Origin of the sequence: Pseudomonas sp. NFACC08-1, from assembly GCF_900106735.1 — a bacterium.
Lineage (GTDB): Bacteria > Pseudomonadota > Gammaproteobacteria > Pseudomonadales > Pseudomonadaceae > Aquipseudomonas > Aquipseudomonas fluorescens_Q.
In genome coordinates, this window is the sequence record NZ_FNNL01000011.1 from 172,992 (window position 1) to 188,952 (window position 15,961).

At 60.6% G+C, this 15,961-nt stretch carries 13 protein-coding genes and 1 pseudogene; 9 read left to right on the forward strand and 5 right to left on the reverse strand.

The window, feature by feature from the left end; genetic code table 11:
- The first annotated feature begins 1 nt into the window (after position 1).
- From BLU76_RS21905 to BLU76_RS21925, 5 genes are read left to right on the forward strand one after another with little or no spacing between them, the layout of a single operon-like run.
- Positions 2 to 949 carry an ABC transporter permease gene (locus tag BLU76_RS21905; protein ID WP_072340935.1) on the forward strand — a complete coding sequence of 316 codons (948 nt, stop codon included), beginning with the start codon at positions 2 to 4 and terminating at the stop codon, positions 947 to 949.
- Complete coding sequence (locus BLU76_RS21910; protein WP_092224399.1) at positions 946 to 1,803, forward strand: ABC transporter permease; 858 nt, start codon at positions 946 to 948, stop codon at positions 1,801 to 1,803. The genes BLU76_RS21905 and BLU76_RS21910 overlap by 4 nt, the downstream gene beginning before the upstream one ends.
- Entirely contained in the window at positions 1,800 to 2,786 is a 987-nt protein-coding gene (locus BLU76_RS21915; protein ID WP_092224401.1) for an ABC transporter ATP-binding protein, read from the forward strand. Before BLU76_RS21910 ends, BLU76_RS21915 begins: the two co-directional genes overlap by 4 nt.
- Positions 2,783 to 3,754 (forward strand): ABC transporter ATP-binding protein, encoded by a 972-nt coding sequence (locus tag BLU76_RS21920; RefSeq protein ID WP_092224403.1) that lies wholly within the window; start codon positions 2,783 to 2,785, stop codon positions 3,752 to 3,754. The genes BLU76_RS21915 and BLU76_RS21920 overlap by 4 nt, the downstream gene beginning before the upstream one ends.
- A 28-nt stretch (positions 3,755 to 3,782) precedes the next feature.
- Complete coding sequence (locus tag BLU76_RS21925) at positions 3,783 to 5,297, forward strand: ABC transporter substrate-binding protein (RefSeq protein ID WP_092224405.1); 1,515 nt, start codon at positions 3,783 to 3,785, stop codon at positions 5,295 to 5,297.
- A gap of 50 nt (positions 5,298 to 5,347) precedes the next feature.
- Here the strand turns inward: BLU76_RS21925 and BLU76_RS21930 are convergent, their stop codons facing one another.
- Positions 5,348 to 5,938 (reverse strand): hypothetical protein, encoded by a 591-nt coding sequence (locus tag BLU76_RS21930; RefSeq protein WP_092224407.1) that lies wholly within the window; start codon positions 5,936 to 5,938, stop codon positions 5,348 to 5,350.
- A gap of 355 nt (positions 5,939 to 6,293) precedes the next feature.
- Between BLU76_RS21930 and katG the strand changes: the two genes are divergently transcribed.
- On the forward strand, positions 6,294 to 8,558 hold the full coding sequence (gene katG, locus BLU76_RS21935; protein ID WP_092224409.1) for a catalase/peroxidase HPI: 2,265 nt from the start codon (positions 6,294 to 6,296) through the stop codon (positions 8,556 to 8,558).
- Positions 8,559 to 8,710: 152 nt separating this feature from the next.
- Here katG and BLU76_RS21940 read toward each other — a convergent pair whose 3' ends face one another.
- Both BLU76_RS21940 and BLU76_RS21945 read right to left on the reverse strand, forming a co-directional pair.
- Complete coding sequence (locus BLU76_RS21940; protein WP_092224411.1) at positions 8,711 to 9,559, reverse strand: phosphatase PAP2 family protein; 849 nt, start codon at positions 9,557 to 9,559, stop codon at positions 8,711 to 8,713.
- Between the two features lie 8 nt (positions 9,560 to 9,567).
- Complete coding sequence (locus tag BLU76_RS21945) at positions 9,568 to 10,275, reverse strand: lipopolysaccharide core heptose(II)-phosphate phosphatase PmrG (protein WP_092224413.1); 708 nt, start codon at positions 10,273 to 10,275, stop codon at positions 9,568 to 9,570.
- 373 nt (positions 10,276 to 10,648) lie between these two features.
- Between BLU76_RS21945 and BLU76_RS32375 the strand changes: the two are divergent.
- Both BLU76_RS32375 and BLU76_RS32380 read left to right on the forward strand, forming a co-directional pair.
- A pseudogene (locus BLU76_RS32375) lies at positions 10,649 to 11,527 on the forward strand (methyl-accepting chemotaxis protein); the annotation flags it as partial.
- Between the two features lie 201 nt (positions 11,528 to 11,728).
- Entirely contained in the window at positions 11,729 to 12,433 is a 705-nt protein-coding gene (locus BLU76_RS32380; RefSeq protein ID WP_371856155.1) for a methyl-accepting chemotaxis protein, read from the forward strand.
- 55 nt (positions 12,434 to 12,488) lie between these two features.
- Here the strand turns inward: BLU76_RS32380 and BLU76_RS21955 are convergent, their stop codons facing one another.
- The gene (locus BLU76_RS21955) at positions 12,489 to 12,908 is read right to left on the reverse strand and encodes a type II toxin-antitoxin system VapC family toxin (protein ID WP_092146223.1); all 420 of its coding nucleotides are present in this window, start codon (positions 12,906 to 12,908) and stop codon (positions 12,489 to 12,491) included.
- Positions 12,905 to 13,150, reverse strand: a complete 246-nt coding sequence (locus BLU76_RS21960) for a FitA-like ribbon-helix-helix domain-containing protein (protein ID WP_092146225.1) — start codon at positions 13,148 to 13,150, stop codon at positions 12,905 to 12,907. Before BLU76_RS21960 ends, BLU76_RS21955 begins: the two co-directional genes overlap by 4 nt.
- A gap of 242 nt (positions 13,151 to 13,392) precedes the next feature.
- Between BLU76_RS21960 and BLU76_RS21965 the strand changes: the two genes are divergently transcribed.
- Entirely contained in the window at positions 13,393 to 15,927 is a 2,535-nt protein-coding gene (locus tag BLU76_RS21965) for a Tc toxin subunit A (RefSeq protein ID WP_092224417.1), read from the forward strand.
- The last annotated feature ends 34 nt before the right edge of the window (positions 15,928 to 15,961 follow it).

The following is a 15,961-nucleotide window of genomic DNA, read 5'->3' on the forward strand; positions in this document are numbered from 1 at the left end:
CATGAACCTGGCGCGCTACCGTTTCATACTGTCGCGCCCGCTACAGCTATTGCCCGTGCTGTTTGGCATCAGCATGATCACCTTTGTGCTCGTGCGCTCAATCCCCGGGGACCCCGCCCGGGCCCTGCTGGGCTCGCGCAGCACGCCAGAGGCGCTGATCAGGATTCGTGCCCAGTACGGTCTCGACCAGCCGTTGTGGATGCAGTACTTCTACTTTCTCAAGAACCTGCTCAAAGGCGATCTCGGCCAATCGCTGCTCTACAAAGTCGATGCCTTGAAGCTGATCAGTACCCGCATTGAGCCAACCCTGTTCCTGGTGCTCGGCAGCGTGCTGCTGGCGCTGCTGATTGCCGTGCCGCTGGCAACGGTGGCGGCACGCAACAAGGGCGGTTGGCAGGATCACCTGATTCGCCTGTTTACCACGGCAGGGCTCGGCATGCCGGCGTTTTGGCTAGGCATCATGTTGATCCTGCTGCTCAGTGTGCAGTTGGGACTGTTCCCGGTCTCAGGCTATGGACGCACCGCTTGGGACAAACTGCATCACATGGTTTTGCCGTGCCTGACCATTGCCTTGGCACTCTCCGCCGTGCTGGTGCGCAATCTGCGCGCCAGCATGCTCATGGAGCTACAAGCCGATCATGCCACCGCCGCACGGGCCCGGGGCTTGTCCGAGCGGGCGATATTTCGTCGGCATGTGCTGCCCAACTCCCTGGTACCGGCGGTCAACCTGCTGGCGGTGAACATCGGCTGGTTGATCAGCGGCACGGTGGTCATCGAAAGTCTGTTTGCCATTCCCGGCATCGGCCAATTGCTGGTACGCGGCATTTTTACCCGCGACTACATGGTGGTCCAAGGCGTGGCCATGGTGCTGGCCCTCGCCACCGTCACGGTCAACTTCCTCGCCGATGTGCTGACCGTGATGATTGATCCGCGGGTGAACATGCGATGAGCGGCCAGACCCTCAGTCCCGCCTGGCGTCTTGCGCTGCGTTTCGGCTTGCGCAACGGTCGCCTGGCCACCGTGCTAGGCCTGGCGATTCTGTTTGGCTGGCTGTTGCTCGCCCTCTTCGCCCCCTGGGTCGCGCCCTTCGATCCGATTGCCCAGAACACCGATATCCGCCTGTTGGGGCCGAGCCTGGCCCATCCGTTCGGCACGGACAATTTCGGTCGCGACGTTCTTTCCCGAGTGATCTGGGGCGCGCGCATCGACTTGCAGATCTCCGTGATCGGGGTGGTTTTCCCGTTCTTGATCGGCACTTGCGTCGGCGCCTTGGCCGGCTATATCGGTGGCCGGTTCGACACGATCTGCATGCGCCTGATCGATATTATCCTGGCCTTCCCCTTCCTGGTGCTGATGTTGGCAATCATGGCCATCCTCGGCCCCGGCCTGGGCAGCTTTTATATTGCGATGGCCCTGGTGGGTTGGGTGTCCTATGCACGGCTGATCCGTTCGCAGATCCTGGTGCTCAAGCAAAGCGATTTCGCCTTGGCGGCCAAAAGCCTGGGCTTCGGTCATGGACGCATTCTGTTTCGGCACCTGTTGCCCAATGCCATGTTCGGTTCGATCGTGTTTTCCATGTCCGACGCGGTACTGGTATTGCTCAATGGGGCGGCGGTCAGCTACCTCGGCCTGGGGGTCCAGCCACCCACCGCCGAGTGGGGCACGATGGTCGCCGAAGGCCAGAGTTTCATCACCAACGCCTGGTGGATCTGCACCTTCCCGGGACTGGCGATCGTCACCCTGGCCATGGGCTTCAGCCTGCTGGCCGACGGTGTCGCCGAGCAGCTCGGAGAACGCCCATGAGCACACCGGTGTTGCACGTCGAGGACCTCAGCGTGATCGCCGGCCACGGTGAGCGCGAAGTCACGCTGGTGGATCGCGTGTCATTTGACCTGGCCGAAGGCGAAATCCTCGGTCTGGTGGGTGAAAGCGGCTCAGGCAAGACGATGGCCTGCCGGGCCTTGATGCGCTTGCTGCCCTCTGCAAACCTGCGGGTCCAGGGCAAGGCCCTGCGCCTTGCCGGTGAGGATCTGCTATCGCTGGATGAAGCCAGCATGCGGGGCATACGGGGTCGGCGATTAGGGATGATTTTTCAGAATCCCGGCAGTCATCTTGACCCGTTGATGCGTATCGGCGAACAGATCGGCGAGGGCATACGCCTGCATCAGGGAGCGTCCAAACGTGAAGCACGGGCGAAGGCCATTGATGTGTTACGCCAGGTGGGCATTCCCGATCCGCTAACGCGGGTCGACAGTTATCCCCATGAGTTTTCCGGTGGCATGCGTCAACGCGCCATGATCGCCGTGGCATTGGGTTGCAACCCCCAGGTGCTGATCGCCGATGAGCCGACCACCGCCCTGGATGTCACGGTACAGGCACAGATCCTGCGCCTGCTCCTGGATTTGCGCGACCAGCGCGGGCTGTCCATCATCATGATCACCCACGACCTGGGGATCGTCGCCCAGACCTGTGATTCCATCGCAGTGATGTACGCCGGTCGGCTCTGCGAACACGGCAACAAACTTGATCTGCTGGCTCACCCACGACATCCCTATACGGCGGCCCTGATCGACTGCCAACCGGCTACCAGCGCCGGCCATGCCATGCTCAAAACCATCGCCGGCCAGCCTCCTCTGCTGGATGCGCTGCCCAGCGGTTGCCGCTTCAACCCACGCTGCCTTCAGCCGGGCAGCCAGTGCACGCGGCTGTTGCCACAGATGCAAGCCACGGCAGAGGCACACCGGGTCGCCTGCCATTACCCGCTGCCAGTGGGTGCCTCGTCATGACCTTGTTGCACGTGAAGGATCTGCAGGTGCGCTTCGCCGCCCCTGGCAGTGGTCCGTTCGGGATCCACAGGCAATGGGTGAAAGCCGTCAACGGTGTGTCGCTGAGCCTGGCCCCCGGGGAGGTGCTTGGGCTGGTGGGGGAGTCGGGCAGTGGCAAGAGCACCCTGGGTCGGGCCATCTTGCGCCTCACTGAGGTCAGCGCCGGACAAATCCTGTTCGATGGCGTGGATATGGCTCAAGGCAAGCGGATCGACATCGAGCGACTGCGCCACGAAACCGCGATGATTTTCCAGGACCCTTATACCGCCCTCAATCCGCGAATGAGCATCGGCGACACCCTGGCTGAAGTGCTGCGAGTGCGCTGTGCGATTCCTGCATCGCTGATTCGCCAGCGGGTCGATGAACTGCTGAACCTGGTCGGCCTGCGACCGGAGCTGGCCGACCGCAAACCGGGTTCGTTGAGTGGCGGTCAATGCCAACGTGTGGGGATCGCGCGTGCACTGGCCATCGAGCCACGGTTGATCATCGCCGATGAATGCGTGGCCGCGCTGGACGTTTCCATCCAGGGCCAGATCATCAACCTGCTGCTGGAGCTGCGACAGCGCATGAACCTGGCGATTCTGTTCATCGCTCACGACCTGGCGATCGTTCGGCGGCTCTGTGATCGGGTAGCCGTGATGTACCTCGGCGAGATCGTCGAGCAAGGACCCACGGAGGCCGTGTTCAGCAACCCGCGGCATCCTTATACCGTCGCGCTGATCCAGTCCATTCCACACATCGACCCGACTCGACCGTTGCTGGGCGCCCCCCTGCCTGGCGAGCCACCCAGCCCCCTGAACCTTCCATCCGGCTGCGCTTTTCACCCGCGCTGCCGGTATGCACAACCCATCTGCGCGAAAACGCCGCCCCCCATCCATGACATCAATGGACATCGTTATAGCTGTGTGCTCGGAGAGCCATTGCTCTAAAAAACATTCATCAATAGGGAGTTTGACCATGCGATCGAAACATTTGAAGTTGCTGACCGCCGCGACGTTGACCGTTTGCACACTGGCGGCCGGTGTCGCCCAGGCAGCAGGCGTGCTGACCATCGGTTGTCGGGAAGAAAGTACGACGTTCGACCCGATCAAAAGCGCGCAGAACCGTGATAACTGGGTGTTCTCCAATGTCTACGACGTATTGGTGCGCGTCGACAACACCGGCACCAAGCTGGTACCGGGGCTGGCCGAAAGCTGGCAGGTTTCCGACGATGGCATGACCTATACCTTCAAACTACGCTCGGCCAAGTTCTCCGACGGTTCACCGATTACCGCCAGCGATGCAGCGTTCAGTCTGTTGCGCATCCGCGACAACAAAGGGTCGCTGTGGAGCGACTCCTACAAGATTATCGACAAGGCCCAAGCACCCGACCCGCAGACACTGGTGGTGACACTCACGAGCCCTTCAGTGCCCTTCCTCGCGCAGCTGGCGTTGCCCAACGTCTCCATCCTGTCGCAAAAGGCCATGGAGAAAATGGGTGAGGAAGCCTATGCCCAGGACCCCGTTGCCTCTGGCGCCTTTATCGTCAAGGAGTGGCTACGCGGTGATCGCGTGGTGCTGGAGAAGAACCCCAACTTCTGGCAGGCCGACAAGGTGAGCCTGGATGGCGTGGAATGGATCTCCATCCCGGATGACAATACGCGGATGTTGAAGGTACAGGCCGGTGAACTGGACTCGGCGATCTTCGTGCCCTTCTCGCGCGTCGAAACCCTGAAGAAAGATCCCAACCTGGTCGTACACATGGACCCCTCCACCCGCGAGGATCATCTGCTGATCAACCATGAGCACGGACTGCTGGGCAAGCCTGAAGTACGTCAGGCCCTGGACCTTGCGATCAACAAAAAATCCCTGGTCGATACCGTGACCTTCGGCCATGGCCAGGTGGCTTATTCCTACATCCCTAAAGGCGCGCTTTATCACAATGCCGATAATCTGCAGCGCCCGTACGACCCGGAAAAAGCCAAGAAAATGCTGGCGGATGCAGGCGCCTCAGGCCTGAAGCTCAACTATGTGGTCAATGCGGGCAATGAAGCCGACGAGCAGATCGCCGTGCTGGTCCAGCAACAGCTCGCCGCCGTTGGCGTGACAGCCACCTTGCAGAAAGTCGACCCAACCCAGAGTTGGCAAATGCTGATCGACGGCGATTACGATCTGTCCGTGATGTACTGGACCAACGATATCCTCGACCCGGACCAGAAGACCACCTTCGTACTGGGACATGACACCAACATGAATTACATGACCCGCTACAAGAACGATAAGGTCAAGGATCTGGTCGCGGCGGCGCGGGTAGAAGTGGACCCGACCAAGCGCAAGCAGATGTATACCGACCTTCAGGCGATCGCCAAGCAGGACGTCAACTGGATCGATCTCTACTACAGCCCGTACATCAATATTTCGCGCAAGAACATCGAGCACTTCCAACAAAACCCACTGGGACGCTTCTCTCTTGAGGAAACAGTGAAGCGCTAGCGAGCAGTGGCTTTCATCCGAGCCGGATAGGGCCAGTGGCAACGCCTTGATCACGAATCGAGGCTTGCCACTTGATGGCCAAGCAAGATCGGCCGCTCCCCGGTCATCTCGCACAGCAGCGCTGTGACGGCGTTCCCTTCAACCGTGCCATGCTCTTGCAGAAAGCCCGCCACGGCGCTGACCGCCGGCCAGTAACGGTGCACCAGGCAACTGCAGCGGGCGATCGCCTGGGCTTGGGCGTCGAGCAGCTTGCGCGGTGGCAGCAGGCTGATCAATTCATGCCCACGATCCAGGTCACCGCGGCCGCTACCCCTGATCAACCGGTCGGACCGGCGGTGCCGGTAGACCGCTTCGGCCACTGGCCCGGCGAAACAATGGAGCAGGTCACGTTCAATGGCATCGACCATCGAGGGCAGGAATTCAGCGATCCCCGGGGCGTCGAAGGCCGGGCGCGGGACCAGGTAGTCAGCTTCCACCAACCCTTCTGCGTATTGAGGGTTGCCGCGCAGGTCGAACAGAGGTCCCGTGCAGGCTTCAGCCTTGGTACGCACGGTGATGCGTTTTATCGGTTGACCGTTCCACCAAAAGGCCAGGGCATGACCCGCTTCATGGAAGGCCGTGCTGCGCGGGCATTTGTTCATTATTGGGTCCGTCACGGCAGGCGCCATTCATATCATCTGCCTCGCCGCTTGGCTTCGATAAAAGATTATCCCTATCGACCGTTAATACTGCGCCTATTAGCTATCTGGCAAAGGAGGACTAGCCTGAATTCAGGCTGGTGTAATCCGGCCCGTGAAACCTGACAAAGAGATACGAAGCGTTCAGAAACGTACTGGGCTTGCCGTGGGCCACCGTCCTTGCAATTAGACATTGCAGCGTGGCCGAACATGATCAGTTGAGCGAACTGTGAGCCCTGCGCCTGTGTATTTCGCCTGTCGCTATTCGAAGCCTCGCCGGGCTGGATAGCTGGATGAATACGACCAAAGGTAGCTTCTCATGGCAAACGAATCGAAATGCCCGTTCAATCACGCCGCTGGCGGTGGCACGACGAACCGCGACTGGTGGCCAAACCAACTGAATCTGAAGATCCTGCACCAGCACTCCTCGCTGTCCGACCCGATGGGCGAGGATTTCAACTATGCAGAAGCGTTCAAGCGCCTGGACTTCCAGGCCTTGAAACAAGACCTGAATGCACTGATGACCGACTCGCAAGACTGGTGGCCGGCAGACTTCGGCCACTATGGACCGCTCTTTGTCCGCATGGCCTGGCACAGTGCAGGCACCTACCGCACCGGTGATGGGCGCGGTGGGGCGGGTTCCGGCCAGCAGCGATTTGCACCGCTCAACAGCTGGCCAGACAACGTCAGCCTCGATAAGGCGCGTCGGCTGCTGTGGCCGATCAAGCAGAAGTATGGTCGCAATATCTCCTGGGCTGACCTGATCGTCCTCACCGGCAACGTCGCGCTGGAATCCATGGGCTTCAAGACCTTCGGTTTTTCCGGTGGCCGCGCCGATGTCTGGGAGCCGGATGAAGACGTCTACTGGGGTTCGGAAAACAAATGGCTGGGGGGCGATGTTCGCTACGGCAAGCCCGACAAAGCCGCCATGCAAGACCCCGGCGAAGGCCAATTGGTGGCCGAGCCCGGCAACGAAGAAAGCCGCACCGACGAGGGGCGCAACCTGGAGAACCCGCTGGCCGCCGTGCAGATGGGGCTGATCTACGTCAACCCGGAAGGCCCCGAGGGCCAGCCGGACCCGGTCGCCGCCGGGCTGGACATTCGCGAAACCTTCGCCCGCATGGCGATGAACGACGAAGAAACCGTGGCACTGATTGCCGGCGGCCACGCCTTCGGCAAGACCCACGGCGCAGGCCCTGCGGACAATGTCGGCGCCGAGCCCGAGGCCGCGGGCCTGGAGCTGCAAGGCCTGGGCTGGAAGAGCACCTTCGGCACCGGCAAGGGGCCCGACACCATCACCAGTGGCCTGGAAGTCACCTGGACCACCACCCCCACCCGCTGGAGCAATAACTACCTGGAGAACCTGTTCGGTTTCGAGTGGGAGCTGACCAAGAGCCCTGCAGGCGCGCACCAATGGACGCCGAAAAACGGTGCCGGCGCGGGCATCATTCCCGATGCCCACGACCCGTCCAAACGGCGTAACCCAACAATGCTGACCACCGACCTGGCGCTGCGCTTCGACCCGATCTACGAAAAAATCTCCCGGCGCTTCCTGGCCAACCCGGACCAGTTGTCCGACGCCTTCGCCCGCGCCTGGTTCAAGCTGATCCACCGCGACATGGGCCCGCTCTCACGCTACCTCGGCCCGGAACTGCCCAACGAAGAACTGCTGTGGCAAGACCCTATCCCCACGGTCGACCATCCGCTGGTCAACGACAGCGACATCGCGGCCCTCAAAGGCAAGCTACTGGCCTCGGGCCTCACGGTTTCACAACTGGTGTCTACCGCGTGGGCCGCGGCTTCCACCTTCCGGGGTTCCGACAAACGCGGCGGTGCCAACGGTGGCCGCCTGCGCCTGGCCCCGCAGAAAGATTGGCCGGCCAACCAGCCCGAACAATTGGCTCAAGTGCTGGCGACCTTGGAAAGGGTTCGGAGCGAGTTCAACGCCGCCCAATCCGACGGCAAGAAAATCTCTCTGGCGGACCTGATCGTGCTGGCTGGCAGCGCCGGCATCGAACAGGCGGCCCAAAATGCCGGGCTCAGCGTGACGGTACCGTTCGCGCCGGGACGCATGGACGCGAGCCAGGAGCAGACGGACGTCGAGTCGTTCGGTTTTCTCGAGCCCATCGCCGACGGCTTTCGCAACTACCTCAAGGGCCGGTACCGCGTGTCCGCCGAGGCTTTGTTGATCGACAAGGCACAACTGCTGACCCTCACTGCCCCGCAAATGACGGCATTGATTGGCGGCCTGCGGGTACTGGACACCAACGTCGGCCACACAGCGCACGGTGTCTTTACCCAACGGCCAGGGACCTTGAGCAATGACTTTTTCGTCAACCTGCTCGACATGGGCGTGGAATGGAAAGCCCTTTCCGACACCCAGGAAACCTTCGAGGCCCGCGATCGCAAGACCGGCCAGGTCAAATGGACCGGCACGCGCGTCGATCTGGTCTTCGGCTCCAACGCCCAGCTACGGGCCTTGGCCGAGGTCTATGCCAGCCCGGATGCCCAGGAGCAGTTCGTCAAGGACTTCATCGCGGCGTGGGTCAAGGTGATGAACCTGGATCGGTTTGATCTCAGGTGAGCAGCGTACAAGGGCATGAGGTCTGGCAAGGAGCTGGCCTCATGAACTTTTCTTCACCCCACGCCCCCGCGTGATTGGGTACAGTCGCCTCGCTCATTCAAGAAACTAAGGTTTTAGCCCGCTCTCCCAGCGGGCTTTTTTTCGCCTGGCATTCAAGCTGACGAATGTGCGTTGCCCAACGCAGGCACGGCAGCCGCCTGCGTCTCTCGCGGTGGTTTCAACACGGGCTGCTCCAAAGCCGCGCGCCCATAAAACAGCAACGCCATCAGCCAACAACTCAACCAGACAAAAATCCCCGCCCAGAACGTGTGGGACATGTAATGCCAGCCCTGCAGGACCCGCGTGGTCCCGTAGACAAACCCCAAGGCCAGCGCCCCATACTTCAAGGTTTTCGAATGACGCCAACGGTAACGGCGGGCGACGAAATACAGGGCCAGCATCGTGAAGCCGCCGGACGCATGACCGCCGGGCCAGCAGCGACCGTCACCGGCAACTTTCAGCAGGTCGAAATTCTGGAACCACTCCTTGTGCTCGATCTTGCCGGCGTATTGGGTGGTTTCCACCGGGCAGTACACGCTGGTGTGGCCCTTGAGGTAATGGATCACCCCGGTGCTGAGGGAAAAGGCGAAGACCACATAGAGAAAATCGCGCCGATGTTTGTGGGCAAAACGCAACGGCGCGGCCAACCGAGTTTTCTCCAACAGACGAAGCAATCCCGGGCGCTTATGCGGCTTGAAGATCGGCCAGACAAACGACAACAGCGCCCCGATAATCGCCGCCTCGCCGGTCCAGTTCGGGATGATCCTGGCCCACTTATGGGTGATTTTCTCGAACAGCCGCACGTGCTCCAAGGGAAAGACCTGGTGCAGCGGGTCGTAGAATAAATTGCTGAAGGCGATGTCGATGCGAGTCATGTCGAACAGTAAGAACACCACTACGGCGCAGACCAGGGGAATTCCAAGATTGAGCCCGTAGAAACGGGCGCGAGCAGACGTCAGCATGGGCGGTCCTAATCGTGGGAAAGGTGACTGGAAGCCAGCGAGCGCCAGTCAGAGGCTTCGATAAAACCGAGCAACTGCGGTGCTTGTGGCTGGGCGGTGGAGACGAACAGCGAAGCGCCATAGCCAAACGTCGAAGTGGGCCGGTGGAGCGCGGTTTCCAATGCCTGCATGCATTCGCTGTGGGTGACCAGGATCAGGTTGCGTCCGGCGACTTTGTGGGCCAGGGCATTGCGCAGAAGGTCGTGGCGGCAATTGATCAGCCAGTCGTCGCCAGCACTCACCTTATTGAACATGTAGCCCGCCGTCTGGGCCGCACGGACCAGAGGGCTGTTGTAGAGGTCGGCGTTATCCAGGCCCAGTTGCTCGAACCGCGCCCCCAGGCCCACCGCAACGGCACGGGCCCGGTCAGTGATGCCTTCGCGATCATTCAGGCACGCGGCCTTGGAGTGATCGCAGCGTTCGACATGACGCACCAGCACGATCATCTCCCCCTTGGCCCAGCCATCGGCCAAGGCCCGGGCGCCGGCGATATTGCCGTGGGCCAGGTCCGGTATCGCCGCCGGGCTGAGCAGCCAGAGGGTCAACGGGATCACCAGCAGTGCCGAGGCGAGGATGACCATGGCGTTTTGGTAGCGGGCAAAGCGCCGCGTATTGATCGAGCGCCTCAGGCCGAAAAGGCTCAGTCTCAGTTCCACATCAAGCCGCCCCGACGGCATCCACCCAGTCATTCGATGGCGCGACAGTAGAGAGGCCGACGTAGGCAGGCGGTGAAACAGATGTGAAAAAAAGCTTGGGGTGCAAGCAAAGCTTGCTCCCACAGATACCCGGAAAAAAACTTACAGATCTTGCCCTCCCCGCCGATACAGCCCTGTTACATGCTCTTGCTGGCTCTTAACAACAACAATCTTCCAGCGTACCGACGATCAAGCAGCACAACGTTCCTGGAGGAATTTGATGAATAGCTGGTTTGGCAACATTAGCGTCAACATGAAATTGGGCCTGGGCTTCGGCCTGGTGCTGGTATTGACTTGCCTGCTGGCCCTGACCAGTTGGACCAGCCTGGGTGGACTGATCCAGCGCAGCAACTGGATGAGCGACATCACCCAGCTCAACGCCGGCCTGACCAAGCTTCGCGTCACCCGTCTGCAATACATGCTGACCAACGGTGACGAGACCGCCGCACAAAATGTGCAGACCACCCTCGATGGTTTCGTGGCGCAACAGAACGCCCTGCTCAGCAGCTTCAAGAGCCCGCAGAACGTCAAGTTGCTCAAGGAGCAGAGCGCAGTCATCAGCGCCTATCAGGTGTCCCTGAACAAAATGCGCAGTGCCTACCGCACCGGCAACACCGCCCGCGACGCCATGGGCGCGAACGCCGAGCTTGCCTACAAGTTGATCGAGACCATCGATTCCGACGTACGGAAAATGGCGCTCAGCGATGAGCGCTTCGCCCAGTTCCAGGCCATCACCCAGGCCAAGCAGGACTTCATGCTGGCCCGCTATGAAGTGCGCGGCTACACCGCCAACAGCAACGCCGACACCGAACGCAAGGCCGTCACCCAGCTGGACGCCGCCATCGCGTCGCTCAAGCCATTGAACGAGCACTTCTCCAGCACCCGCCAGGATGAACTGCGCCAACTGGAAAACGCCCTGGCCCAATACCGCAGCGCCGTGCAGGCCTTCAAGCTGGCCACCGCCGACGCGGTACAGGCACGCAAGGAAATGACTGAACAAGGCGCGTCAATCGTGACGTTGAGCGAACAGCTGTACCAGATCCAGCTCGACCGCCGCGACGCCGAAAGTGCCCAGGCGCGCACCCTGCAACTGGTCAGCACCCTGCTGGCATTGCTGGTCGGCGTCATTGCCGCCGTGATCATCACTCGCCAGATCACCGGCCCGCTGCGCGACACCCTGGCCGTCGTCGAGCGCATTGCCGGTGGCGACCTGTCGCACACGGTCATCGTCACTCGCCGCGATGAACTGGGCGTGCTGCAACAAGGCATCGCGCGCATGGGCGTGACCCTGCGCGACCTGATCAGCGGCATCCGCGATGGCGTGACCCAGATCGCCAGCGCCGCCGAAGAGCTGTCCGCCGTCACCGAGCAGACCAGCGCCGGGGTCAACAGCCAGAAAGTCGAGACCGATCAGGTCGCGACCGCCATGCACGAAATGACCGCCACGGTCCAGGAAGTGGCCCGCAACGCCGAAGAAGCCTCCCAGGCCGCGGCCGCCGCCGACGGCGAAGCCCGTGCCGGTGACAAGGTGGTCAGCGAAGCCATCGCCCAGATCGAACGGCTGGCCAGCGAAGTGGTTCGCTCCACCGACGCCATGACCGTGCTGCAACAGGAAAGCGACAAGATCGGCAGCGTCATGGACGTGATCAAGGCCGTGGCCGAGCAAACCAACCTGCTGGCCCTCAACGCAGCCATCGAAGCGGCCCGCGCCGGTGAGGCCGGACGGGGTTTTGCCGTGGTCGCCGACGAAGTCCGTGGCCTGGCCCAGCGCACGCAGAAATCCACCGAGGAAATCGAAGGCCTGGTGGCCGGGCTGCAGAATGGCACCCAGCAAGTGGCGGCCGTGATGAACAACAGCCGCAACCTCACCGACAGCAGCGTGGCCCTGACACGCAAGGCTGGGGAATCACTGGGGAACATCACCCGCACGGTGTCGAACATCCAGTCGATGAACCAGCAGATCGCCGCTGCCGCCGAGCAGCAAAGCGCCGTGGCCGAGGAGATCAGCCGCAGCATCATCAACGTGCGCGACGTCTCCGAACAGACCGCCGCCGCCAGCGAAGAAACCGCCGCTTCCAGTGTTGAACTGGCGCGGTTGGGGAATCAGTTGCAGATGATGGTGAGTCACTTCAGGGTTTGATCATGAGAAACGCCCGTTTCCAATTGGCAATGGGCGTTTCGCGTGAAGGCTTTGCTCAAGGGTTCCAGGGGTTGATGACTTCAACGCCTGGGAACTTGAAGTCTTTGGTATTGCGGGTTGCGATCAGAGCGCCGTGTGCTCGGCAAATGGCTGCGATTTGCGCGTCGGCCATACCTGCCGCCCGCCCCTTAGCCTCGCATGACGCAACCAGGGCCGCGTACTCGACAGCTGCGTGGGCATCAAAGGGTAGGATCCTGTCGACAAAATCCTCTTCAAACATTGCCATGGCATGGGACTCGAGCTTTTGCTTGCGCTTGCCGAAAGGCAGCCGAGCGATACCATGAAGAATCTCCGCAACTGTAATAGCGCAAATAACCAGGTCCATTGCCGGCTGTGAATCGATCCACGCCAGGACGGTTGCGTTCGGCTCGGCGCGCATGAACTCTGAAATGACATTGGTATCGAGCACTATCATTCAGAAAGATCCACCGCCGTTGCTTTCTCGTCACGCGAAGGCAGATCCAGATCAACTCCACCCAAGGAGCTGAACCTGTTTCGGATACGACTTCCTAATCCTCCCGCCGGGCTGACTGTCGCCAAGGCACGCCCCAAGATCAGCCTTGCCTCTTCCTCCATGGAGTGACCGTTGTGGGCGGCGGCGATACGCAGTTGTTCCTTGATCTGATCATCAAGGTTTCGAATCGTGATGCTGGCCATAATCCCCTCGCAATCAATGAAATCATTGATTTCAAACTTAGGTTAATCTCTCCTGCTTGTCCAGCTACCGTTACACACTCATCCATACCGACTGTATCAACCCCCGTTCAACCAAGATCCAGACAACGCATCGCCCTTTCGTACAAAACCCACCCCCTCTCGTCCTACCGCCTTTTGTCCCACGCTCCTGTACGGTTTCGCTTGAACAAGCACATTCCGTTCGAACAGGAGATGGACAGCACATGGACGCAAGCAACGACTCACTGTTGCACCGGCTCATCGAAGCCCCAATCGGCGATGACAACGCCCAGGCCGATTTCAGGACAGCCCTGCAGCGCATGGGATTGACGTCGGTCTTCGACGTCATGCGCATGGGCAAGGCGCAGTTCGTCCTTGAGTTGGGCAAGCACACCGACGTGGATGCCGGGCAGGTCTATGACAATGCCGCCAGCTATGCCGGGCAGGTCAGTCGCCTGTATCAGGAGCACCTGATATCACCCAGCGATACTCGGCGACGTGCCCGGCGCAGCCTGGGTTCGGACTCAACCTCGGCGTCCGTCAGCTATCAAGCGCTGTTCAACGAGCATTGGGATCAGTTCTGCAAGGAAGGTGACATCGCGGCCATCGACTCGCCCGTGGCCTATCTGCGGGCGCTGTATCTGTTTGCCGGCCAGCTGGAAAACGCCTCCCCATCAACCGACAAAATCCCCCTGGAGCAACGGCGACCGGACCTCAAGGGGCTTATGCTCGATCACCAGAGCGCCTTCGTTGCGCGGCCAATGCTGGACATCGTCAATGACACCTTGCGCAGCGCGATCGAAGCCCATCTGGCAACGAGCGACAAGACCGTCCACCAGGTCCTGGCCAGCGAACACTACCCCTTCTCGCTGCCCTACGACCTGCATCATCACCAGTGTCTGCTGGGGCTGGGCGCAAACAAACCGGTGCTGGGCGAATTGAATTATCGGGTGAGCCTGAAACTTCCGTTTTCACCAGGGGATTCACCTTACGGGCGTGTTTCGCAATCCCATGTCGAGGCGCAAAGATTGTTGTCCGGGCTCAGTCCTGAGCAACAGAAAATCCTGCTCGCGCCGGCCAGTTCAGACCTGGACCTTGGCGCCCTGAAGAAAAGCTTCGGCACTGAAAACCCCAATCGCCTCCACGATCTTTCGTTCTTCAAGGAGCGCACCGGGCTGACCACGGAACAGGTCGAACAGTTGCTGGCACAAGGTGCCTACAGCCCGCGAACCTCGACCGACAGTCCCCCCTCGATTCATGCCAACAATTATGGAGCCGCTTACATCAACGGGCCGGAATCGACAGCCACCCTGACGACTCTCAAATCCGCGAACACCTTCATCCATGCATCTCGCGAACGGTTCGCCCGCATGCAGCGGATGATCCGATTGCAGCGCTGGACCGGTATTCCCGTTGCCGAACTGGACACGCTGATCGTCAGTGCCTTGCGCTCGGAAGGCAGCACGACGATGACGCTCAACACCAATACCTTGCGCACCCTGGGGGTCTATCGCTACCTGAACCAACGCCACGGCATCGCACCGCAAGAGTTTGCGTCGTTACTGCACGACATGCCGATTGCTGCTTGCGGCCAGCAGGTGCCCTTGTTTGACCAGGTGTTCAATCGAACCCAATTGCTCGGACACCCGCAGGTGGAAGACTTGGTCACGACGGACCTGAAAACCTTCAGCTATCTCAGTGCGGGCCTCGGACTTCCCATGACGCAGGATTCGCTGCTGTTGCTAACGAAGCAAACCGAAAAATACCTGTCTTCGTTTAACCACGATTTATCCACAGTCTCGTCACTCTACCGCCAGGCCCGTATCGCCCGGATGTTTGGTCTCTCTCCCTTCGAATGCACGGCGCTGGCCCGCTTACTGGGCGGGGAGGACTTCTGCAAAGCGTTGGTGACAGGGGCATTGAGTACTTCGCACGTCTCACAGCCCGACATTCTCGATGTGCTGATGGCGCTGGATTGGGCCGTCGACTGGCTCAAGCAAGACAACCGGGATGTCGCGTCATGGTGTCGTCTGTTCGACGCTACCGAAGACGACGTGCCAATGAACAAAAGCCTGGAAAAACGACTGTCGATACTGCTGGCGCAAGAGCCCCAACCGAGCGGAGAGCGGCACGTGGTGGAGACCTTGCTGCACGACCTTGCCGACTTGTCTGCGGAATACTTCCCCTGCGTGATGCGAATGGCCGACACCCATGCAACAACGATTGTCGCGGCCATCGAGAGCGCCCCTGGGAAAATGCCTGCATTGCTGGCGACGGTATTGCGCACGGCCCAAGCGTGCAAGGGTTTGCACCTGAGCAGCAGCACCCTGCGACAATTGATGAATAACCCAACCTGGCTGGCCACAGGCAGCACAGGAACGCTGACGCCTCAAACCCTGTATCTACTCGAACGCTTCAGTCACTGCGCCCACCATCAAGCCCGGTCAGAAGAACACCTGCTGCATTACTTGCAGCTTGCCAACCAGGACACGCCGCAAGGCACAGGCGAAGAAGCCAATAAACTGCTGGCCAGCCTGCTGGACTGGAGCACTGACGAAATCAGTTGCCTGACCGCACACCTGGACCATAAACGCGCCCAGTCCATGGAAGCCGTGGATTGGATCATGCGCTGCCAGGCGTGCTGCCAGCACACCGGGCTGTCGGCCAGCCTGCTGCTCAAGGCAACCGCACTCAACAACGACAGCGAGACATCGGACTGGAGGACCGTCGGTGAAGCGCTGATCGCGGCCTGCCACTGACACGTCCACCGTCCTCAACATTCAAGGATTGAAT